Origin of the sequence: Chengkuizengella marina (assembly GCF_009910845.1) — a bacterium.
GTDB lineage: Bacteria > Bacillota > Bacilli > Paenibacillales > KCTC-33759 > Chengkuizengella > Chengkuizengella marina.
In genome coordinates this window covers 43,681-65,694 of record NZ_SIJB01000029.1, presented here as the reverse complement: position 1 = coordinate 65,694, position 22,014 = coordinate 43,681, and the positions used below count along the sequence as shown (strand labels likewise).

The window sequence follows — 22,014 nt, the reverse complement described above, 5'->3', positions numbered from 1 at the left end:
TTTTCTTAGTCAACTATATTTTAAAATAATTGATTCAATGCTTCAACCATTTCACCACTGATTGAATCTGCTGTTTCTTGATCTTCCTTACTTACTGCATCAAACCATGCTGTACCTTTAGTCATAAGTTCAGCTGCTTGTTCTTCACCGAGACGCTCAATAATTTCTAACTCAATTGCCTTCATAAAAATATTTGCTTCCATCGCTTCAACACGTGCTTCTGTTACATTCCCTTCAGTTAAAGCGGCTGGGACTTTCTCATGATATCCCGCAATCTTTCCTACAAATGCTCTAACAAATAAATCTGCTACTTTATCAGCATTAATGGATTCAGGATCTGTTTCACCTAAATTGAAGATCTTTTCAAGACTAGCCGCCGCTTGTTCATCTCCACCAGATAGTGAACCTTTAATCGCTTGATAGAATCCCCATGCTTCAGCTTGTTTTATCTGCAATTTTACTTTATCTGTTTCACCCTCTTGCACTGCTGCTTCTATTTTTTCTGCATATGAATTTGCTCCTAAATAATAACTGCGGTATACAGATTTATCTGTCATCTGTTTATATACTTTTAAATCATCTATGTTTCCTTCCGCCAATGCCTTTTCTTGAAGGTTTAATCCATTTTCAATTTGAGATTGCATATCAACACTGTAGTAAGAATCTCGCTTAGCAGCTGTTGGAATTAAAACTTGTTCTGCTAAATGATTAAGCTCTTGAAAAGCTGTCTCTGCTTTTACTTGATTACCAGCTTCTAATTCTGCTACAAGATCAGATTGAAGATTTTTTTGTTTTTTATAAAAATAAGATTGAGTTGTTTTATCAATCACTTGAAGAGCAACAACAGCATCTAACTGCTCACTGGTACCAGCTTCAATAGCTGCTGAAATTGCAACATCTAAACTATCATCTGCTTCTACTACTGTATCTTTTAACCCTTCGATATAAAGAGTGTTTACTAGATTCCAATCTGTAATTTCTCCTTCTTTGGCTTTTGAAAGCTCATCCATCATTTGTTTATAAGTATCAACTTCTTTATAAGTAACTGTATTATCAATGGATACTTGCTCTTCACCCTCAGATTCATTCTCATCTGTTTCAGTATTTTGAGAGTCTTCTGTTTGTTCTTGTTGTTCTTTTGTATCCTCTACATCTTCTGGTGCTTCTGTACCACAAGCTGATAAAATTACACTAGCGATTAACATTGTGGATAAAGCAGTTGTTAGTTTCTTGTTCATGTTTATTTATTCTCTCCCCTAATTGATAATGATTTTCATTCACATTGAGATTATATCGATAATGATTCTCAATGTCAACGAAAAAGTATAATTAATTTTAAACAATACGTGAATATTCCATGAAAAATAATGAATTAGTTTATGAAAATTTGAAACAAGAAAAGAAACTTTGGAGAAAAACAATTATACTGAGGATATTTTACATATGTATTCAACAACGTAACGAGTGTAGGATATAAATTGAAGAGAACAATCTAAAACAAACCCCTACCGTCAAGATTAAGGGATTAAACTTAACCTTAATCTTGACATATATCTTCTAGAGGTAATGATTCAGCCCACTCTTGTATAGCTTCAATGATAGGCTGCATTGCTTTTCCATTTTCAGTTAATTCATACTCTATTCTTACAGGCACTTCTGGATATACATGACGGATTACCAATTTATATTTTTCTAACTCTCTTAGTCTTTCAGCTAATAACTTCCCACTAATTGGAAGTGATTTCTCGATATCTCTAAAACGTTTGGGTCCAGTTAACAACGTATAAATGATCAACCCTACCCAGCGTTTACCAAATAACTGCATTGCTGATGTTAATTTAGGACATAAATCTTCTTGATGTGATTGTTTACTCATCCTATTCACCTCCACATTAATATTATCAGTATACCACTTTACTTACTTTTTATCATCTAGTGAATGTATCCAACTAAATGATGTGAGTATCACACGACCATTTATGGAAATTAAGAAGCAAATAAATAGAAAATCACCAATTGGTGATTTTCTAAGATTCATCAGAGTATATGGTTATTTGAATGTTTTATTCATCTAATTCAAAATACGTAAAATAGTCAAAGTCTGCATGTTTTTTCATTCCACTTAGGTCTTGAACACAAATACCTATAAAAGAACCTGTAAAACCTAATTTATTATGTTCATCAGAAAGTTGCCCTGCTTCAAACACTTTATCAATTTTATACCAGTTTACCCCATCCTCAGAATAAGAAAATTCTATAGATTGGTTGAATATATTTACTCTTAAATAAACTTTTACCCATCCCTCAATTTGAATCTCTTCATCTAATGGTTCATCTATCTCTCCACTTTCCATATGATGGATGGTTAGTGTTTTTCCTAATTCTTCATCAAAACTTATACGTAGATAAATATAGTCATTTGTATCATAATAACAAACCAGTCCTGCCATTTGTTGAAAGGTATCAGGTTCAAATTCTATACAGGTCTCAGCTTCACAGCGAAATGCTTGTTGTCTTCTGGCAACTATACTTTGTCTATGAAGTGAGCTTAATGATTCTTGTCCTCTTAATCTCATATAACCTGGTCTTTCCTTAAGTGACAACCAGCTCTCATCAGGAGGTATTCGTAATGTGTTTAAATGGATATTCAATTCAGTATTCTCAAAATCATTTCTACAACGTACTCTTTTAAATTTAAACTCTGGTAAATTTGGCGCAGGTACTTCTAATCTAGGCTCATTTCCCCCTCCTTCAAGACGAAGCCAGCCATCCTCTGTCCAATTCACTTTTTGAATACTTGTCTCTCTTCCTAAATTACATTTCATTTCCGGTCTTAACGGACGACCACATAAATGTGTAATGTAATACTCTCCATTTTGTGTTTCAACTAAGGAGGCATGTCCTGCTTTTTGGAGTTGTAATTCTGAGTTTTTGGCTGATGTTAGCATCGGGTTTTGTGGATCCACTTCGTAAGGTCCCCAAATTTCCTTTGATCTTGCCATGGACACCGCATGATCCCAAGATGTTCCCCCCTCTGCTGTCATTAAATAATAAAAGCCATTTCTTTTATATAAATGAGGAGCTTCAGTTACTCCTAATTCTGTACCTTTAAAAATATTTTTCACAGGTCCTACTAATTTTTTTTCTTCAAGTGAAAACTCTTGAAGTAATATGCCTGCAAACGGATTTTTTCCTTTACGGAAGTCATTTTGCATATTTACTAACCACTTTTTTCCGTCATCATCGTGAAACAAAGAAGGGTCAAATCCACTGCTATTTAAAAAGATTGGTTCTGACCACGGACCCATGATGTTCTTTGCTGTTGTGACATAATTATGCGTATCTTTTGTTACATTTGAAGTAATATGCCAGCTTTTTACATCCGTATATACTAAATAAAATAAATCCCCATCATAACTTAAACAAGGAGCCCATACACCACCTGAATTTGGATTTCCTGCCATATCTAATAAAGAAAGTCTGTCTAAGGGGCGTGTTAACAATCTCCAATTGATTAAATCCTTTGAGTGATGGATCTGTACTCCTGGGAACCACTCAAAAGTTGAAGTTGCTACATAATAATCATCTCCGACTCTAACAATTGATGGATCTGGATTGAAACCTTTTAAAATCGGATTTTTTATCATTTTTTCCATATTTACCCTCCTTAGCTAGCAATTAAAAAAAGGCTTAAACACTACTATATTATAGTGTATGTAGCTTTATATCAGTTCATAAAAAACAATACAATTATACCATAAACAATCATGTATAATCATTATTAATAGATAAGAATATACTTGATTTTATAGAAAGATTCCAAGTTTAAAACTATAACCATATGAATCACTAAAGTAGAATATTTATTCAGCCAAATTTAAAGAAAACTCACCGATTGGACAGCCTTTAAAATGAAGACAGATAAATTCTTTAAAACAGAAAACTGCTATGCGAGTATCTCTATTATGTAGTTGAATACTTTAAGAGTGCATATTTAAAAAAGCCTTTCTAGAAAAATTACGCTTTGAAAGACTCTTTATATTTATCTGATTTTTTATAATCAACTATCTTCACATACCCCGGGTTGATTGCTCGTTTGACAAATATTTTCGTCAATGACATTATTCATTCCGTTATCCTCTATATCCGGATTATTTCCTTTTAAACAGTTAGAACGAACAGCATTACCTTGACTATTCATAAATAACAAAATCCCTGCTTCTGGATGATTTACTATAGTATTGTTGTCAATAATGTTGCGCACATCCCCCCCACTACTGAATACACCAACCCCAGCATTCTTCTTTAAGGTATTGTTTCTGATTCTGTTAGAAGATATAACGAACATACCAATAACCCCATTATTACATATCACATTTCCCCAAATTAAATTATTGCTTAATGTAGATATTCCCTCACCAGGATTGCCAATTGTTTTATTCCATAAAATTAAATTATTATTGTCTGTAAAAAAACCATCAGAAAATTCACTATTCAGTGCAAAATTACCAATAATAAAACAATCATTACTAGAATCTATTCCATCATTATTATTTGCTTCACAGAAATTATTAAGTGCTAAGTTAAAGTTACCTCTTAAACGTATACCATTACCACCATTTTTATTAGATTTACTACTAATGACATAATTGTTATTCCCGTTAGTAACAATTCCATCGCCTGTATTCTTTCTAGATTCACAATTGATAAGCATATTTCTTTCTGAATCAAAACTGATCTCAATACCACTGAATTGATTATCAATTACTTGCACACATGATAATATATTATCATCTGCATCAATTGCAATTCCACGATTTTCGAAGTTTTGAACAGTCAGATTTTCGATTGTTATGAACCTGGCCTCGATGTCAATTCCAGTAACCCCAGGTAGATCCGTCCCATCAATAATCGTTTTACCTCTACCCGCACCAATGATTCGAATTTTATCTCGATTTCCATCTGTGTTATTGATTGTCAGTGCCTCATTAAAGGTTCCTTTTCCTACTCGTATTGTAAAACCTTCACTAGGAACATTGTCTATCGCAGTTTGAATATTCTGACCCTCTTTTACGAAGATCTCGTTATCTTCATTACACAAACCAGGAGGATCACTTGTTGTACAGCGGTTATCATCAAATAATGTTCCCATCCCTTCATTAGCTATATCTGGTGCATTACCAGCTAATTTGTTGGATCGGATGACGTTATCGTTAGAATTAGGGTTAATTTGTATGCCTTGATTCACATTATTTTTGATACAGTTATTATCGATCAAGTTGTCATTGATACCCTCTACAATTTCAATCCCTATATTTCCACTGTTAATGATCGTATTATTTATGACTCTATGTTGTGCTCCACCTCTAAGTCGTATCCCCATGTCACCATTACATCTTATATCATTTGCCCAATATAAATTCATAACACTGCAGTTTTCTATCCCATCATTTATATTCTTAAATATTTTATTTGCAAAAACAAAATCATTCGCATTGTTCTGTAATCCAGAAAGATTATTTAAAATCAAATTATTAATAATTAAATTGTTTGCTGCTCTTGTTGTTATACCCTCCTCTAAGTTTCCTTTAATGAAATTTTTTAGAACTAAATTATTATCACCAACTATACGTATCCCTTCAATTAGATTACTTGAAACACAGTTAGACACTACATAATTACTTATCGATCCATTCATAATCAAGATACCATTAAATGTGTTTCCATTTATTACTGATGACATGATCATATTTCTAGATCCATTTGAATCAATGAAAACACCATCCTCCCCATTTTTTGTTACCTCAACTTTATGAATAATGTTTTCATTTGATTCAATCTGAATACCAGTTCCGCTGAAGCATCGAACAGATAGATTTTCAATCGTGACGAAATTAGAGTCCAAAATATTTATACCGATAGAACCATCTGGAAGACCTGTTCCATCAATGATCGTTTTCCCAATCCCTGCCCCTACAATTCGTATTCGGTTTAAATTTGCTCCACTTATGACTATAGATTCATTACAAGTGATAGCGGCGACTCTGATGGTGTCACCTTGAGAAGCTGCTACCAAGGCAGCATTGATTGTAGGTTCTTCTTCAGGTACGTTGATTACCATAACAACAAACTCCTTTCAATATTTATCTTTGCTCCATTTTATTCAAGGAACAGTTATATTGATTGGACGGAAGTGGAGTTCATTCCAAAAAGACAAAAAGTTCTAACTATGATTCAATTCATGAACTTTGTTTTGTTTTAAGTAAATAAAAGAGGCTAAACATATCGTCAGCATGATCAAACCAGATAATAAAAATACTCCTCCAATTTGAATCCATTGAGCAAGGAACGAACCCAATAATGGTGCAACCACCAGTGCAATTGTTCCAAATGCATTCGCAGTGCTTGATACTCTGCCCATTAGATCAGTAGGTGTGTTTATTTGAAGCAAAGTACTATAACAAACAGATATAATAGCTAAAAACAATCCCAATAGAAACCACACTATAAGCCATAATAAAAGATTAGGAGGCAATACACCAAACCCACCAAAACCTACCATACCCAAAATAAAAGATAGAAACAGAGAAGAATAGATCATCAAAGAGAATTTATTAATCTTTACCCCTAGTCTACTGGTAATAATGGCTCCTGCAACAGCCCCTATTCCTGACACGCTTACAAAAATACCTATTGATTCCTCACTAAACTCCATTTGTTTCGCTAACAATACCGATAGACTTTCAAACAAGAAGATAACAAAATTTACTCCTGTTATATATAAAATAAGTATAATTAGTATTCTATTTGAAAAGATATGCTGAATTCCTTCTTTAAAATCTCTAGAAAAATCTTTCATTTTTGTTGCAAGTTTCTTTTGACCCGTCTCATTTACATGCGTAGTAGAAAGATACTTTTCATATTGATTAAGAGGGATCATGAAAAGAATAATTGCTGAAATAAAAAAAGAAAATCCATCGATAATAAAAGCAGTTTGTGGCGTTGAAAAAACCAACAATAAACTACCCAAAGCAGGTCCAATGATCCTTGAACTTTGAAATGAAAGCTGACTAAGTGAATTTGCATTTAATAATTGGTCTTCTGAAAGCAATAACTTAATTGAAGTCTGTTTTGCAGGTTCAAACAATGCACTAAACAGGCCTTTACATACCATAATCAAAACAACAAAATATAGATTCGGGGCAATTAACAAAAATAAAACCAAAATTCCCCTAAACACATCACTTAAAATCATAACCGTTTTTTTAGGAAGTTTATCCACCCATACACCTGCAAACGGACCGAATATGACCCAAGGCAAACCGATAGAAACAGTATATACCGCTATTGATACAGCCCCTAAATTCCAATGATAGGCAAGAAGCACAATGATTGCAGTCATATCAAACCATGTCCCTATATCTGATATGACTTGTGAAATAAACAAGTTGCGAAAGTTTTTATTTTTTAATGGAGTTATGATGGACTCATTCAACAAGAACACCTCATTATCAATTAATTTGATTGATTAATCAATCAAATTATATCACCATAATTTCTATTGTGTAAAGCTTTATTTCTCGATTGTGACTATAAACTTTACAAATATTTGTTAGAACGCTATATTGGACTTGATAATGAAGTTATGCTTTCCTACTCTTATAACAGCAAAGGAAGTTTAATTAAGGGATAATTTTAGGAGGAATCTCATGCCACGACCTAAAGGTGTTAACGACAAATTGCGGGAAGAAAAAAAAGAAAAAATATTAACGACTGCCATAGCGTTGTTTTCTAATGACGGGTATCACAACACTACCATTTCAAAAATCGCCCAAGCTTCAGGCGTTAGTTTTGGAATGATTAATTATTATTTTGAAAATAAGGATAATTTGTTTAAAGAAGCTGTCCTTATTCCTATAAATGAACTTAGAAAATCTTATTTCTTTATTCATGAAATTAATGGATCTCCACTTAAGCGGATAAGCGAAATGATAAGATATCAAGTTAAGGGATTTACATATAACAAACAAAAATTTGCATTAGTACATTATGTTTTAGGGCGTCAAAATAGTTTCCCTGAACTAATGGAAGAGCTCTTCACCTTTTATAATGAAACAAGAGATGCCGTAATGCCTATTATTATTGAGGGTCAAAAATTAGGAGAATTAGATGAGAAGAACCCTGAAGCTATATTCGCCTCTTACTTCTCCTACTTAAATGGGTTAGCTATATCCGTGTTTGATCCCCCAGATCATCCTTTCTGGGAAAATCTTATTAGACAGGGAATTCATTTATTTCATCCCAAAACTAATTCTTCATAGTATTTTTAGAATGCAAAAAGAATCAAACATATGTTGGACTATCTACCTTTTTGTTTGATTCTAATCTTCTTTTTAACATTGCATAAATTCAAGTATTTCACCATCGTACCCTTTCACAAATATTGTCCTCCACCCATTTTCCAACATAAAGGGACCCTCTGTAATTTCTAATTTTACAGCATCGATCCAGTTCAACAATTCCTTCCAACTTTCCACTTCAAAAGCTAAGTGCATCTGCTTATCATCATTTCTTTTATAACGTACACCTTTAACTTCATAAAGCTCCAACCGAAAATGCCCATTTACTAAAAACATCATTTCCTCACCTTGAAAATCTAATGACTGCTCTATTGTAAAACCTATAGACTTGTAAAATTCGATAGAACGACTTAAGTCACTTACTTCGATCGCAACATGGTGAACACTTTGGATATTGTTCATAGAATTAAATTCATATCGCCAAACTCATGCCACAAGTAGGACTCTTTAATAGCTTGATGATATGCCTCCATTAGATCTTCCTCGTTAATAAATGCTGATAATAGCTGCAGGTGACTCGCTTCTGGTTCATGCAATCCTGTAATTAATCCATCAACAACTTTAAGTGGGTAGTTCTTCGTAATGTATAAATTCGTCCACCCTGATTTTTCGATCAAATTCCCTTGCTCATTCACTGCCGTTTCTAGTGCTCTAACTACAGTTGTACCTACTGCAATTACTTTTCCTCCATTTTGCTTTGACCTTTGAATGAGTTCAACTGTTTCTTGTGGGATTTGATAACTTTCCGTATTTTCAGATGGCTCTTGGTGATATTTATCGTCTAACAAGTAGCTTAAACCTGTATGAAGTTGTAAGAAGGCTATATGAACTCCTTTACGTTGTAATTTTAATAACAACTCCCAGCTAAAAGCTCGACCAGCAGAAGGCATTTCAACAGAACCTGGCACGGATGCATATACAGTTTGATAATAATTCAAGTCCCATTCCCCCTGAATGTACTCATAACGAACGGGTTCTCCCAATGAATAAATCTCATTGTATAATTGTGTACCTGTTAATGAAAAATGCAACTTATAAAATGGTTCTCTATTAGCAATTATGCTGATTGTTGCACCTAGTTTAGTTGAAAATCTCAATTGATCGCCATCTTTCACATGATCTGAAACAATTAAAACTTCCCAACTTTTCTCTGTTTTCCGATGTGCTAGCCTAATTTCTACTTTGGGATTTATCGTTTTGTTGTTCCTTATCTGCTCAGCATATAATATTGCAGGCACTGTTCTACTATTGTTTAAAATGAGAATATCTCCCTTTTTCAAATATTGATCTAAATCATAAAATGTAGCATGTTCTACTTCTCCATTACCTCGATTTAAAACCATCATTCGTACGAAATCTCTACGAATCCCTCTCCGTTCAGGAGGTTTAGCTGCATTCAACTGCTCTGGAATTTTAAATTTCATTGCTACTGCATTCATAATGATTCACCTCCTCTCACAAACTCTTGTGCACTAAACCTTTTCCCATTGATGTGATTTGATTCATCTGAAGCTAGGTAAATAAATACATCCGTTAGATCATTTGGATCTGCTAATTCATAATCTGTATTTGGTACTGCTAAAGCGTGCATCTCTGTATCCATTTCCCCTGGATCAACCATATTCACTCTAACTCCATTACCATCGACTTCATCAGCCCAAGTTTCTGTTAATCCTTCTATTGCAAATTTAGAAATACCATAAGCTCCCCAGCCAGCATATCCCACATTACCCGCTTCAGAAGTAACATTAATGATAGAACCTTGTTTTCGTTGCATCATATCGGCAATGACTCTACGTGTAACTAGAAAAGGACCAACTGTATTTACTTTTAATACTTGTTCAAAATCCTCTTCAGGGTAATCCAATAAATATGGCATTGGACTAGGACCTAAAATAGAAGCATTATTTATTAGTACATCAATATGTCCAAACACATCCTCTGTTAAAGCTACAAAACGTTCTACATCTCGTGAATTAGAAGCATCTGCTTTTACCGCCAATACTTGGATATTATACTGTTTTAGTTCATTGTGGATCGCATTCAATGCTTCCTGCCCCCTAGCGCAAATCGCTAAATCATCACCTTGTTTGGCAAATGCTAGTGCTAAAGCTTTACCTAAACCTTTTGATGCTCCGGTTATCATAACTACTTTATTTTTCATCTCAAACACTCTCCTTTGTTTTTCTATACTTTAAGTTTACTTTCATTTATTAAAATAAACGTCGGGAATAGGTTTGAAATGCTTCTACTCTATTGGACTAAACGTTTTCTCCTACTAAAGATGTAGTTGCTATTTTGTCAGGCATTGCATAAACACAAAATAAGAACGCTACTTAGCGTCCTTATTTGCTTATTCTTTTTCTTTCCATTCACTTAAATAGGATTTATTATTTACATCTACTTTTGCATCATCAATTTGAAGTGGAGTAATCAATTCAAGTGAGTTGCCATCGGGATCATGAAAGTAGATCGCTGCATGAGCATGAGGTTTGTTTAACAATACGATGGGTTCTTTAGGTGTAATACCAAACTCTTCACGAACTTCAATCCCTCTCTCCAATAACCAGTGTTTTGCTTGTCTTATGTCATTTAAATCAACTTGAAAAGCAATATGTCTTAAAGAAGGGTGATAAGGTGTGTTTACTTTTTCAGACTCCCATAACCCTAACCAACTCTTTCCTTTTTCTATCCAGAAAAAAACAACCTTTTCATTTTTACTGGCTAATTCTAGTCCTAATTTTTCATAAAATTCAATTGAACGAGATAAATCTTTAACAGGTAAATGAGCTTCATAAAGTCCTTTAATCATTCAACAACACACATCCTTAAATTGATTTGATTCTTTTAGTTTAAAGTTAATTAACCTCATTAACATCAGTATATAAGTTGATCTTCTTATACTCATTTAGACTATAATGATTTTACATCTAAAGTCTTAAGGTTTTATTTACAAAAAAATAACCCCTAAAAGAGGTTATTGAATCTTATGCTTATTAATTTTCTAACCTTTTAATACAAACTCATTTCCATCCTCATCATTAAACTGTACAAATGTACCCCATTCCATCTTTTTAGGTTCACCCGCAAGAGAAACTCCATTTGCTTTTAACATTTCGTAAGTTTCATTGATATCCTCACATTCAAATACGATAGATGGCTTCTTTTCATTCCAATCCTGCATCATCGTTTTAGGATAAATAACTAAATGAGACTGAGCTCCTTTAGGTCTTACTTCTAACCAGAATGCATTCGTCCCATTGGAAATTCAACAGCAACTTCAAACCCTACCTTTTCAGTCCAAAATTGTTTCGCTTTTTGTTGATCTTCAACGTAAATAGCTACGGTTGCAATGCGTTTAATCATTACATCATATCCTCCTCATACTTCATTCAATCATTTGTACAATATTCTAGCATATTTGTAAAAACCCATCATGTAAAAAATGGACATCTTTATTATCTTCTATTTTTATTTAATAAAACCTAAATTCAGTAACTGCCCAATATTACGGGCTTTTTCAAATAAATTCGGTTTAGTGTACTTCATTGCATGTTCTAATGTCATAGGTCCTGGAGCAATAGAATGACAACTATTAAAAAATTCATGTAACTTCTCATAACCTTCACCTAGTGCACCTGATATGAGTATAGTGTCAACCTGATATGCTTTTGCTAATTTCGCAATTTGTATGGGAACTTTTCCGTAAAGTGTCTGGTAATCACTTTGTCCTTCACCAGTTATAACCAAATCTGCATCCTTTAATTTCTCCCTTAATCCTGTAGTGTCAATACATATTTTCGCACCTGAGAACATTTGACCTTCTAAAGTTAATAAAGCAAAACCTAAACCACCAGCCGCACCAGCTCCAGGTTTGTTTTGAAAAGAATCATGTAAATGTAGTTCAATGAGTGATGCATATTTACTCAAGGCAACATCTAATACTTTTACTTGTTGCTTTGTTGCTCCTTTTTGTGGACCAAATACAGCGGTCGCACCGTAATCACCACATAGTGGGTTTTCAACATCACTAGCAATTTTAATCTCACATTCTTTTAATCGTGAATCAAGTGTAGAAAAATCGGCCTCATGAATTTCTTGCAATGAGGATGCATTAGATTCCACTACTCTTTCTCCTTTGTGATTCAAAAATGTAACCCCTAAAGCAGTTAACATTCCTATTCCACCATCATTAGTAGCACTGCCGCCAAGGCCAATGATAAAATGACGAAAACCAAGAGACATAACATGAAGCATGATCTCACCAATCCCAGCTGTTGTAGCTAACATTGGATTTCTTTGATCTGTTGAAACCATTGGGAGTCCAACGATTTTAGCGATTTCTATCACTACTGTCTTATCATCTCCTAGTATTCCATAACAAGTAGTAATAGTTTTTCCCATTGCACCCGTTACTTCAACAGACTTCAGTTTACCGTTTGTAGCAGAAATCAATGTGTCTAGCGTTCCTTCTCCTCCATCAGCCATTGGAATAACTTCAAATTCTACACCTTTCATGGATGAAGCAAGACCTTCCTTTATTGTGTTCCCTACATCAAATGCTGATAAACTTCCTTTATAAGAATCAGGAACAATCACAATTTTCATAGAAACCTTCCTTTTTAAACATTTTTTAATGATATCAAAAAAGAAGGGAATAGAACTAATATCCCCTTCTAAGTCATACTCATGATCATCTTTTATTAAATCACCCAGTTTCCTGCACGAAAGATGGCTTCTTTTGTCCCATCCTCTGTTTCACCGTCAATATCTAACTCTCCTGAACCAATCATAAAATCAACATGCGTTAAACTTTCATTAAAACCCATTGCTTGAAGATCTTCTTTGCTTTTTTCCTTTACATTTTCCACACATGTTTGAAGTGCATTACCTAAAGCAATATGACATGAAGCATTCTCATCGTATAAAGTGTCATAAAAAACTAAATTTGAATTGGAAATTGGAGAATCGTGCGGCACTAGAGCCACTTCACCTAAATACTTAGCCCCTTCATCTATGGATAATAAGTTCTTTAATATATCATATCCCTCATCAGCATTGAAATCTACAACTTTACCTTCTTTAAAAGTTAAACTGAAATGATTGATCAAACTTCCGTTGTAATTTAAAGGTTTCGTACTGGCTACTGTACCATTCACTCCATATTTGAACGGAATCGTAAATACTTCTTCAGTAGGCATATTTGGTACAAATTTTGTCCCTTTTGCATTTGTGAATTTGGCACACATCCACTTATGGTCCTTATGCAACTCTATCGTTAGATCTGTACCCTTTGCTTTATAATGAAGCTTTTTATATTTTTTCTTATTTAATATGTCGGCTCTAGTCTCTAAACCTTGCATATGTTCTTTCCATCCTTCTACAGGATTTTCTTTGTTAATTCGTGTAACTTCAAACATCGTATCCCATAATTTCTCTACCGCTTCTTCCTCAGTTAATTTTGGAAAAACAAGTGTTGCCCATTCTGGTGAAGGGTAACTAACCAATGTCCAACTTATTCTACCTGTTGATATATAATTTTGGGAATATTCTCTATTCTCTGTACGACTCACCTTATCAACGATTGCAAGACGTTCAGGATCAACATCTTTTAGCAATTCTGGATTTTTAGATCGGATACCTAAAAAGGTGGCATTGTTATCTGCCATCTCAATCTTACCTTTACTTTTCCATGTAGGAAAAGCTTTTAAACCTTCTTCAGATGCTAATTGATATTTTAATAAATCTAATTCATCGTCATGATAATCCACTAACACTTGCCTAGCTCCTGCCAAATAAGCATGTTTGACTACTTTGCGTGCAAAATTTGTTGCAAAAACTGGTGCAGTAATGTAAACGTCCTGATCCTTCTGAATATTTAAACCTACTTTTACTACTGCTTCAGCATATTTATCTAGTTTACTTTCAAATTCACTCATATAAATATCCTCCTTACAATCCCACTATTTATTTGGTGTGAATAACGGACCTATTTTATGTAAAAATACATGTATAATTTCCCTATCATTACATTAACATAATCGTATAATTCAAGCACTTTAATAAACTAAACACCTTTTATGTGATAAATTATTTTTTAAAAACCAAGAGTGATATAATTCAAAGTATACTTTATGATTCTGAAAGGAATGGCGAGCATGTTTTATCTTAAAAATATTGAAGTAAATCCCATCTTACACATAGAGAATTTAACCTTTGAAAAACAAAAAATTACTAGTATTATCGGAAAAAGTGGGAGTGGTAAATCCACCCTATTAAAATTGTTAAATCAGTTGAATAATTACGATAGTGGAATCATTGAATATGAAGGAAAAGACATTAGTACTATAAATCCAATTCAATTGCGACGTGAAGTTGTCATGCTATCACAAACACCATCTATATATGAAGGATCTGTAAAAGAAAACTTACTTATTGGCTTAAAATTTAGTGAAAAAAATACGGAATCCATAAATGATCAAAAGTTGCTGGCGCTCTTAGAATTGTTTGATCTACATAAAAATCTAGAGGAAAATGCAGAAGAACTTTCTGGTGGAGAGAAACAGCGTCTTGCATTTGCAAGAATTATCTTGATGGATCCTCCAGTTTATTTATTAGATGAGCCCACCTCTGCTCTGGATGATGAAACAACAGATGAAGTTATGGGACAATTTTTCCAGTTTGTTAAAAGAAATCAAAAAACCGTTATTATGGTCACCCACTCCATAAAGGTAGCAGAAAAATATTCAGATCAAATCATTGATATCACAAAATTAAATGAAAAAGAAATGAGTGTGACTCATGGATAGTATTCAAGATATCACTTTAGTTCAATTGTTTACTTCTTATATATTTATATTATTATTAATTGCAATCGTAAAATGGCTGGGCATTCGGAGGGAAAAAGAAATCTTAATTGCCTCGATTAGAATGAGTATCCAACTAGCCCTTGTAGGTTATCTTTTAACTTATGTTTTTGAAAATCCTAACCCATTCATCACGGTATTAATCATCTTATTTATGCAGTCTTTTGCTGTATATAATGTATACAAAAGAGTAAAAACAACGATTGCAGCTGACCTCAAAAAAATTATCGCATTTTCTTTATTTATAGGAACTACTTTCAGTATGATTTATTTTGATTTTATTGTGATTCAATTTACACCTTGGTATGATCCGCGTTATTTCATACCGATTGCTGGAATGATTATTGGTAACTCTATGACAGGAATTACATTAGGCATTTCCACATTAATGGACGGTATGCACAGCAGGAGACCATTTATAGAATCATCTCTCATGCTTGGAGCTACACCAAAAGAGGCTTCACGTTCTATCGTAAGACAATCGTTTGATGCAGCTATCTTGCCTACAGTAAATAGTATGGTAGGTATGGGAATTGTTTTTCTACCTGGTATGATGACAGGGGTTATTTTATCTGGTGCAGATCCTTTGATTGCAATTAAATATCAAATTGTCATTTTACTTGGAATAACGGCTAGCGTTTCCCTATCAATTTTATTATTATTGCAATTAGGATATAAGACGTTTTTTAACAAAAAAGCTCAACTTAAAAGAACCTCATAATACCCGAAAAGGAGAAGTGAAAAATATGCGTTTAAAATTATTTGTCATGTCTATCATCACTGTTATTTTAATGTATGTCCCTTTTATAGGAACCTTCTTACGGGTTATTAATACGATGATACATGAAACAGGGCATGCACTACTTACTTTATTTACAAATGGTGATGTAACAAGAATTGAATTGTTTTCAAATTTAGAAGGGGTAACATTCACTAAATATTCCACTTGGATCAGTGGTTTTTTATCTGGAATAAGTGGATATGTATTTTCTTCTATTATAGCTTTTCTATGTATTTTGTTATGGAAAAAAGGCAAATACAAATGGATGATTCATCTTTTACTGTACATTTCAGTAATCAACCTCGTATTCTGGGTTAGAAACTTATACGGAATTCTTTGGCTTGTCTGTTTTATTCCCCTTCTTATTTATTTATTAATACAAAAGAGTCAGAGGTTGTTAGAAAGTATAGCCTTAATCCTATCTATTTTACTAATCACAACCTCATTTATGTCTACCATTGATATTCTTGTATTAAGTTTTATTTCTCCAAATAGAGCAGGAGATGCTACTTTTCTAAATTCAATCACATATATTCCAGCTTTAATCTGGGGCATACTATTCTTTTTACAAGCATTTCTTTTCCTTTATTTATCCTTCAAAACTATACTGCCTAGGAAAAATAAAATAATGGAGGAAAATATAGTCCAATATTAGAAAGTGCACTTAAAAGATCAACCCTTTTTATCAGATAAAGTGCTGTTTCCTCTTCCATTGCATATTGTGTATGAGGAGGAGTTAATATGTATGCAATTACTATTGATTTATCTGACTTTAAGCTTTATTTGTACAAAAACGGAAACCTGGTGAAATCCTATCCTGTAGCTATAGGTGCCATTGCTTCTGCTACACCTACCGGCAAATTCACAATTAAGAATAAAGCACCAAACCCCGGAGGTCCATTCGGAGCTTATTGGTTAGGATTGAGTAAACCCCATTATGGTATTCACGGAACTAACGATCCCTCTTCCATTGGAAGAAGAGTGTCTAAAGGCTGTGTTCGTATGTATAACAAAGATGTAATAGAGTTAGCGAATACCGTTTCAGTAGGTACTCCTGTTACCATTCAAAAATAAAAAGACCTTTAACTTAATCAATATAAAATGTTACAATGATACGGGTATAAGATGATAACTTAAAGTTATCATCTTTTTTTATTCAATTACATAAGGTTAGGTGTTTGAAAATGCAATGGAGAAATTTATTCAGAGGTTTTGTAATGGGAATGAGTGATCTAATCCCAGGTGTAAGTGCTGGAACAATCGCGGTCATCTTAGGTATATACAATCGAGTATTAGACGCAATTAACAGTTTATTCAGTAAAGAATGGAAACATCATTTCATGTTTATTCTCCCTATTGGTATAGGGATGGTATTCGCAATATTTCTTATGAGTAACATCATGGAGACATTATTAGAGCAATTTCCTCAGCCCACATATTTTTTCTTCTTAGGTTTGATTATAGGCATTCTGCCATTTTTATTTATTCAAGCTAATGCAAGATCAAATTTTACAAGCAAACACTACTTCATCTTGATTATTGCTGGTTTAGTTATTGCATCTATGAAATTTTTTAAGGAAGAAACAAACACTATTATGTGGGAAGTAATAGGACCTAACGAGTTATTGTTATTATTTTTATCTGGCTGGTTGGCTAGTACTGCAATGATTTTGCCTGGTGTAAGTGGTTCGTTCGTATTATTACTTATCGGAGTTTATCCTACAGTTATACATGCTGTATCTGATTTAAATCTTGTTGTTATTGGTGTTGTAGGACTCGGGGTTTTATTTGGGATCATAATCATGAGCAAACTGTTAAGTTATCTACTCCGCACTTTTCCTACAATTATGTATGCTATTATTATTGGAATGGTTTCTGGATCGATTATTGTAATTTTTCCAGGAATAGATGATCAAATATGGATTAGTGTAATAACACTTTGTTCAGGGCTTGGGGCAGCTGCTGCATTAGGAAAAATGGAATATAAAATCAATTCACAGTAGTAATAAAAAAACATCTCAAACCACTAAAATTACAGTGGAATAAGATGTTTTTTATTTTTCATCATATCTATTTTAATTCTCAAATATTCTCATCAATGCTTTGATCATATTTTACAAGATAGTCAATCACGGAGTTAAGCAATTCATTTGAATGTACTTCGTCAAAAGTATAAAGAAGTTTTGTAAATTTATTTCCAAAATCAAAAATCATTTTTCTTTTCCATTCCATCGTACTCTCAGGAAAATAGATTGTAACTAAGTTAACAAAATCATTCATGATCTCTGTAGGTTTTACTTTTTGTTTGACATACACACAACCCTGATCTAATTGTTCATTTAGTACACCATACATGATGACAGGCTCATACGTAAAGTAACATCCAAAGATTAATTGAAAGGGAGCATTTTCCTCACTTTCCCCATTGGCTACAGTTCTATGAAACTTAGGAATTGTTGCTGCGGGTTTTGAATTCATAATCTCATGTAACTCCGTTAAAATGGTCTCAAACGATCCTATTACTTCCATTCCTTCATCCTCTCCTCTCTAATAGATTAAATAAAATCTGGGATTTCGAAAGAAGCTTACTTGAAGATCGTTAAAACATGGATCATACAGTCATTAGAATCAAAACTTTTAAGGAGCAAAACCTTTCCTTAATTTATTATATCATAATATTCAGAAATTTCATTAAAACTCCCCCATTAAACGAATATATTGTTAAAAATTGGATGAATTGACTACTTATAAGTATGGAATTGATCAGTCTAAATCATATGTGGTACAACATGATAAAGGAATTTCAACCATAAATATAGAATTGTTTATATTAAAATTGTGAAATCAATAAATTTTACTACATTTGATTAGCAGCACTATTATAAAACATGAAGACTATTTAGAATAGGAGAATCCAAATGAGGGTTGTAAAAGAAAAAAAGTATAATTATGTATCCAATGGTATTACATTTGGTTCAGCTTTAGCTATTGCAATATCTTGGAGTTTACATAAATCCATAATATGGGCTTGTATACATGGTTTATTTAGTTGGTTATATGTTCTTTATTATGCAATAACTCGATAAGATTCAAATTATGATAATAGATTCACTCTTCATTTCGATGTAATGTCCGCTTTAGTCATTTAGTAATTACTAGGGTTTTAGTTAAGTTATATTTATAACAAAACCCCTATTGAATGAGTTTCAACGGGGGTTTGCACTATTGTATTTTATGACTTAGTTGTTGGAATAAATCTTATTCAGAAACTGGAACAACTGAATTGTTGTACTCTTTAAGAATAAAGTTTTGAATGTCTTCTGAACGAAGAACTTCTACTAATGTTTGGATCTCTTCACGGGTTTCATCGCCATTTCTTACTGTAATAATGTTTACATATGGAGATTCAGAACCTTCAAGTGCAATCGCATCTTCAACTGGGTTTAATCCAGCATCAATTGCATAGTTAGTATTAATTAAAACAGCATCTCCTTCATCGTTATTGTAAACTTGCGGCAAAAGTCCTGCTTCAATATCTGCAATGAATTCAATGTTTCTAGGGTTTTCAACGATATCTTCTCTAGTAGCTTTCGTAGTGTCAATTCCTTCTTTTAAAGTAATTAATCCTTCAGTTTGTAATAAAGACAAGAAACGTCCATGATCTGCCACAGAGTTACTCATAATTAACTCTGCACCTTCTGGTAAATCAGCTAAACTTTCATAACTTTGTGAATATACACCAATCGGTTCAATATGGATTCCGCCAGCATTCACAAAATCATAACCATGATCAGCAATTTGGCTTTCTAGGTATGGGATATGTTGAAAGTAATTAGCATCTAATTCTTTTTCAGCTAACGCTGTATTTGGTAGGACATAATCTTGGAATGTAACAATTTCCAATTCTATTCCTTTTTCTGCTAATATAGGTGCAGCTTGCTCTAAAATTTCAGCATGAGGTACATTGGAAGCTCCAACTACTAATGTAACTGCCTCTTCATTTTCTCCCCCACTCGTACTATCGACACTTTCACTACCACAAGCAGTTAAAGCTAGTACAAAAACAAATAATAAAATAGTAAATAAAACTTTCTTCATGATTCTCTCTCCTTTTTTATCTTTTATCTATTTTTGAAGTGACATAGTCACCTGCAAACTGAATTAAAAATACAATGATTAATATAAAAATCGTAGTGATGAAAGTGTAATCATATTGAAACCGTTGATATCCTTCTAGAAAGGCTAAATTCCCTAAACCACCTGCTCCTACAAATCCAGCCATTGCTGTATAACCTACTAAAGCAATCGCAGTTACCGTAATACCAGATACTAATGCGGGCATAGATTCAGGAAGCAACACCTTCCAGATAATTGTAGAAGTTTTGGCTCCCATTGCTTTCGCTGCTTCAATCACACCTTTATCTATTTCTCTCAGAGCAATTTCTACCATCCGTGCATAAAACGGAGCTGCTCCAATAATGAGAGCAGGTAACGCTGCATTTTCACCAATCATGCTCCCCACAATGACTTTTGTAAAAGGAATCAATAGAATGATTAATATAATGAATGGAATCGATCTAAATATATTAACAGTAGCGGCCACAATAGCATGTATTATTTTATTTTCATATATATTTCCTTTTGAGGTTAAGAACAATAGTAGACCTAAAATGATCCCAAGAACAAATGTAGCCACTACGGAGATACTTGTCATATAAATGGTTTCCACTGTAGCTTCCCATACTTTATTCCACTTCACATTAGGAAGTAATTCTTGCATCAGTTAACACCTCCACCTTCACCTTTTGCTGGCGAATGTATTTTATAGACTGTTCTACTTGTTCAGTTTCACCATCCACATGTACAAACATAGTTCCTACTGCTCCTCCATGTGTTTGAGAAACTTTCCCTTGTAATATATTAAAACTTACATCAAATTTTCTGATCACATTTGTAATTAAAGGCATTTCAGCTGTATCGCCTATGAAAGTCAACCGAATGATCTTTCCTTTTGGATATTGATTTAATAAATTTCCTATCATTTCACTAGAAGATTCCGCTTCAATCACTTGATTCACAAATTTCTTCGTCATGGATTGCTGAGGATTTTGAAACACATCAAACACTTTACCTTGTTCAACAATCTTTCCATCTTCCATCACTGCAACACGATGACATATTTTACGGATCACATGCATCTCATGGGTGATTAATACAATGGTTAATCCCAACTTCTGATTTATGTCTACTAGAAGGTCCAAAATAGAATCTGTCGTCTGTGGGTCTAATGCAGACGTAGCCTCATCACATAACAGCACTTTTGGTTTATTTGCCAATGCTCTTGCTATACCAACCCGCTGTTTTTGACCACCGCTTAATTGAGAAGGATATGATTTCTCTCTTCCTTCTAATCCTACAAGTTTAATCAGCTCGTTTACTATATTCAAACGCTCTTTTTTAGACAGACCTGCTATTTCAAGTGGAAATGAAATATTCTCCTGAACCGTTCGTGACCACAATAAATTAAAATGTTGAAAAATCATGCCGATTTCTTGTCGTGCTTTCCTTAATTCTCTCCCACTAATTTCGTTCATATTTCTCTCAGCAACTGTAATGGTTCCGTGAGTTGGAGTTTCCAATCCATTCAACAAACGGATCAATGTGCTTTTACCTGCACCACTATAACCAATAATTCCAAATATTTCTCCAGCAGCAATACTTAAATCTACTTTTTGAACAGCTTTCACCAAACTATCATTAGTCTCATATGTTTTTGTTACTTGCTTTAATTTAATCATGATGCTTCACCTGCCTAAATTTTGATAACAAAAAACCTTTCTGCATGAGCAGAAAGGTTAGTGAATTAAATATATGATTTACCTTTCTCTCATCTTCCAAAGTTTTCACTTTGTGCGAATTGGCACCATTTCAATTTATCATTGACGGTTGCCGGGTTTCATAGGGCACATTCCCTCCACCTCTCTTGATAAGAGCAGTTTTATTATGA

22 protein-coding genes, 1 pseudogene and 1 riboswitch are annotated in these 22,014 nt (G+C 33.5%); of the genes and pseudogenes, 7 read left to right on the top strand and 16 right to left on the bottom strand.

Translation table 11 applies throughout. The annotated features are described in order from the left end of the window. Positions 1–20 precede the first annotated feature (20 nt). The 5 genes from ERL59_RS13995 to ERL59_RS13975 form a co-directional block, all read right to left on the bottom strand. The gene (locus ERL59_RS13995; protein ID WP_160646845.1) at positions 21–1,238 is read right to left on the bottom strand and encodes a hypothetical protein; all 1,218 of its coding nucleotides are present in this window, start codon (positions 1,236–1,238) and stop codon (positions 21–23) included. Between the two features lie 299 nt (positions 1,239–1,537). Then, a complete protein-coding gene (locus ERL59_RS13990; protein WP_160646844.1) occupies positions 1,538–1,876 on the bottom strand; it encodes a winged helix-turn-helix transcriptional regulator in 339 nt (112 codons plus the stop codon). A 187-nt stretch (positions 1,877–2,063) separates the two neighbouring features. After that, on the bottom strand, positions 2,064–3,656 hold the full coding sequence (locus ERL59_RS13985; RefSeq protein WP_201763572.1) for a glycoside hydrolase family 43 protein: 1,593 nt from the start codon (positions 3,654–3,656) through the stop codon (positions 2,064–2,066). 404 nt (positions 3,657–4,060) lie between these two features. Beyond that, positions 4,061–6,121 (bottom strand): right-handed parallel beta-helix repeat-containing protein, encoded by a 2,061-nt coding sequence (locus ERL59_RS13980; protein ID WP_160646843.1) that lies wholly within the window; start codon positions 6,119–6,121, stop codon positions 4,061–4,063. 102 nt (positions 6,122–6,223) lie between these two features. Continuing rightward, positions 6,224–7,495 carry an MFS transporter gene (locus tag ERL59_RS13975; protein ID WP_160646842.1) on the bottom strand — a complete coding sequence of 424 codons (1,272 nt, stop codon included), beginning with the start codon at positions 7,493–7,495 and terminating at the stop codon, positions 6,224–6,226. A gap of 214 nt (positions 7,496–7,709) precedes the next feature. Between ERL59_RS13975 and ERL59_RS13970 the strand changes: the two genes are divergently transcribed. Next, the gene (locus ERL59_RS13970; RefSeq protein ID WP_160646841.1) at positions 7,710–8,321 is read left to right on the top strand and encodes a TetR/AcrR family transcriptional regulator; all 612 of its coding nucleotides are present in this window, start codon (positions 7,710–7,712) and stop codon (positions 8,319–8,321) included. Positions 8,322–8,393: 72 nt separating this feature from the next. On the opposite strand, the gene ERL59_RS13965 is transcribed toward ERL59_RS13970, so the two are convergent. From ERL59_RS13965 to ERL59_RS13935, 7 genes and pseudogenes are all read right to left on the bottom strand, one after another. Next, a complete protein-coding gene (locus tag ERL59_RS13965) occupies positions 8,394–8,762 on the bottom strand; it encodes a VOC family protein (RefSeq protein ID WP_160646840.1) in 369 nt (122 codons plus the stop codon). Next, positions 8,759–9,799 carry an S-adenosylmethionine:tRNA ribosyltransferase-isomerase gene (locus tag ERL59_RS13960; RefSeq protein ID WP_160646839.1) on the bottom strand — a complete coding sequence of 347 codons (1,041 nt, stop codon included), beginning with the start codon at positions 9,797–9,799 and terminating at the stop codon, positions 8,759–8,761. The genes ERL59_RS13965 and ERL59_RS13960 overlap by 4 nt, the downstream gene beginning before the upstream one ends. Then, positions 9,796–10,524, bottom strand: a complete 729-nt coding sequence (locus tag ERL59_RS13955; protein ID WP_160646838.1) for an SDR family NAD(P)-dependent oxidoreductase — start codon at positions 10,522–10,524, stop codon at positions 9,796–9,798. Before ERL59_RS13955 ends, ERL59_RS13960 begins: the two co-directional genes overlap by 4 nt. A 189-nt stretch (positions 10,525–10,713) precedes the next feature. Next, entirely contained in the window at positions 10,714–11,172 is a 459-nt protein-coding gene (locus ERL59_RS13950) for a VOC family protein (protein WP_160646837.1), read from the bottom strand. Positions 11,173–11,364: 192 nt separating this feature from the next. Further along, positions 11,365–11,726 (bottom strand): annotated as a pseudogene (locus tag ERL59_RS13945) (VOC family protein). 105 nt (positions 11,727–11,831) lie between these two features. Further along, positions 11,832–12,968, bottom strand: a complete 1,137-nt coding sequence (locus tag ERL59_RS13940) for a glycerate kinase (RefSeq protein ID WP_160646836.1) — start codon at positions 12,966–12,968, stop codon at positions 11,832–11,834. A gap of 95 nt (positions 12,969–13,063) precedes the next feature. After that, positions 13,064–14,299, bottom strand: coding sequence for an aminopeptidase (locus ERL59_RS13935; protein ID WP_160646835.1), 1,236 nt, complete (start codon positions 14,297–14,299; stop codon positions 13,064–13,066). A gap of 219 nt (positions 14,300–14,518) precedes the next feature. Between ERL59_RS13935 and ERL59_RS13930 the strand changes: the two genes are divergently transcribed. From ERL59_RS13930 to ERL59_RS13910, 5 genes are all read left to right on the top strand, one after another. Further along, a complete protein-coding gene (locus ERL59_RS13930; protein WP_160646834.1) occupies positions 14,519–15,169 on the top strand; it encodes an ABC transporter ATP-binding protein in 651 nt (216 codons plus the stop codon). Next, entirely contained in the window at positions 15,162–15,947 is a 786-nt protein-coding gene (locus ERL59_RS13925; RefSeq protein WP_160646833.1) for an ABC transporter permease, read from the top strand. Before ERL59_RS13930 ends, ERL59_RS13925 begins: the two co-directional genes overlap by 8 nt. Before the next feature lie 25 nt (positions 15,948–15,972). Continuing rightward, complete coding sequence (locus ERL59_RS13920; RefSeq protein ID WP_160646832.1) at positions 15,973–16,662, top strand: M50 family metallopeptidase; 690 nt, start codon at positions 15,973–15,975, stop codon at positions 16,660–16,662. An 86-nt stretch (positions 16,663–16,748) separates the two neighbouring features. Continuing rightward, positions 16,749–17,081: a L,D-transpeptidase gene (locus ERL59_RS13915; protein WP_160646831.1), complete on the top strand. Its 333-nt coding sequence runs from the start codon at positions 16,749–16,751 to the stop codon at positions 17,079–17,081. A gap of 110 nt (positions 17,082–17,191) precedes the next feature. Further along, the gene (locus tag ERL59_RS13910) at positions 17,192–18,010 is read left to right on the top strand and encodes a DUF368 domain-containing protein (RefSeq protein WP_160646830.1); all 819 of its coding nucleotides are present in this window, start codon (positions 17,192–17,194) and stop codon (positions 18,008–18,010) included. Positions 18,011–18,089: 79 nt separating this feature from the next. Here the strand turns inward: ERL59_RS13910 and ERL59_RS13905 are convergent, their stop codons facing one another. Then, positions 18,090–18,536 (bottom strand): hypothetical protein, encoded by a 447-nt coding sequence (locus tag ERL59_RS13905; protein ID WP_160646829.1) that lies wholly within the window; start codon positions 18,534–18,536, stop codon positions 18,090–18,092. A gap of 389 nt (positions 18,537–18,925) precedes the next feature. On the opposite strand from ERL59_RS13905, the gene ERL59_RS20780 reads away from it, so the two are divergent. Beyond that, the gene (locus tag ERL59_RS20780; RefSeq protein WP_170295512.1) at positions 18,926–19,093 is read left to right on the top strand and encodes a hypothetical protein; all 168 of its coding nucleotides are present in this window, start codon (positions 18,926–18,928) and stop codon (positions 19,091–19,093) included. 172 nt (positions 19,094–19,265) lie between these two features. On the opposite strand, the gene ERL59_RS13900 is transcribed toward ERL59_RS20780, so the two are convergent. The 3 genes from ERL59_RS13900 to ERL59_RS13890 are packed head-to-tail and all read right to left on the bottom strand — an operon-like array spanning position 19,266 to position 21,805. Further along, the gene (locus tag ERL59_RS13900) at positions 19,266–20,105 is read right to left on the bottom strand and encodes a MetQ/NlpA family ABC transporter substrate-binding protein (protein WP_160646828.1); all 840 of its coding nucleotides are present in this window, start codon (positions 20,103–20,105) and stop codon (positions 19,266–19,268) included. Positions 20,106–20,121: 16 nt separating this feature from the next. Beyond that, positions 20,122–20,790, bottom strand: coding sequence for a methionine ABC transporter permease (locus ERL59_RS13895; RefSeq protein ID WP_160646966.1), 669 nt, complete (start codon positions 20,788–20,790; stop codon positions 20,122–20,124). Beyond that, positions 20,768–21,805, bottom strand: coding sequence for a methionine ABC transporter ATP-binding protein (locus tag ERL59_RS13890; RefSeq protein ID WP_160646827.1), 1,038 nt, complete (start codon positions 21,803–21,805; stop codon positions 20,768–20,770). The genes ERL59_RS13895 and ERL59_RS13890 overlap by 23 nt, the downstream gene beginning before the upstream one ends. Positions 21,806–21,891: 86 nt before the next feature. Then, positions 21,892–22,000: riboswitch (SAM riboswitch) on the bottom strand. Between the last annotated feature and the right edge of the window lie 14 nt (positions 22,001–22,014).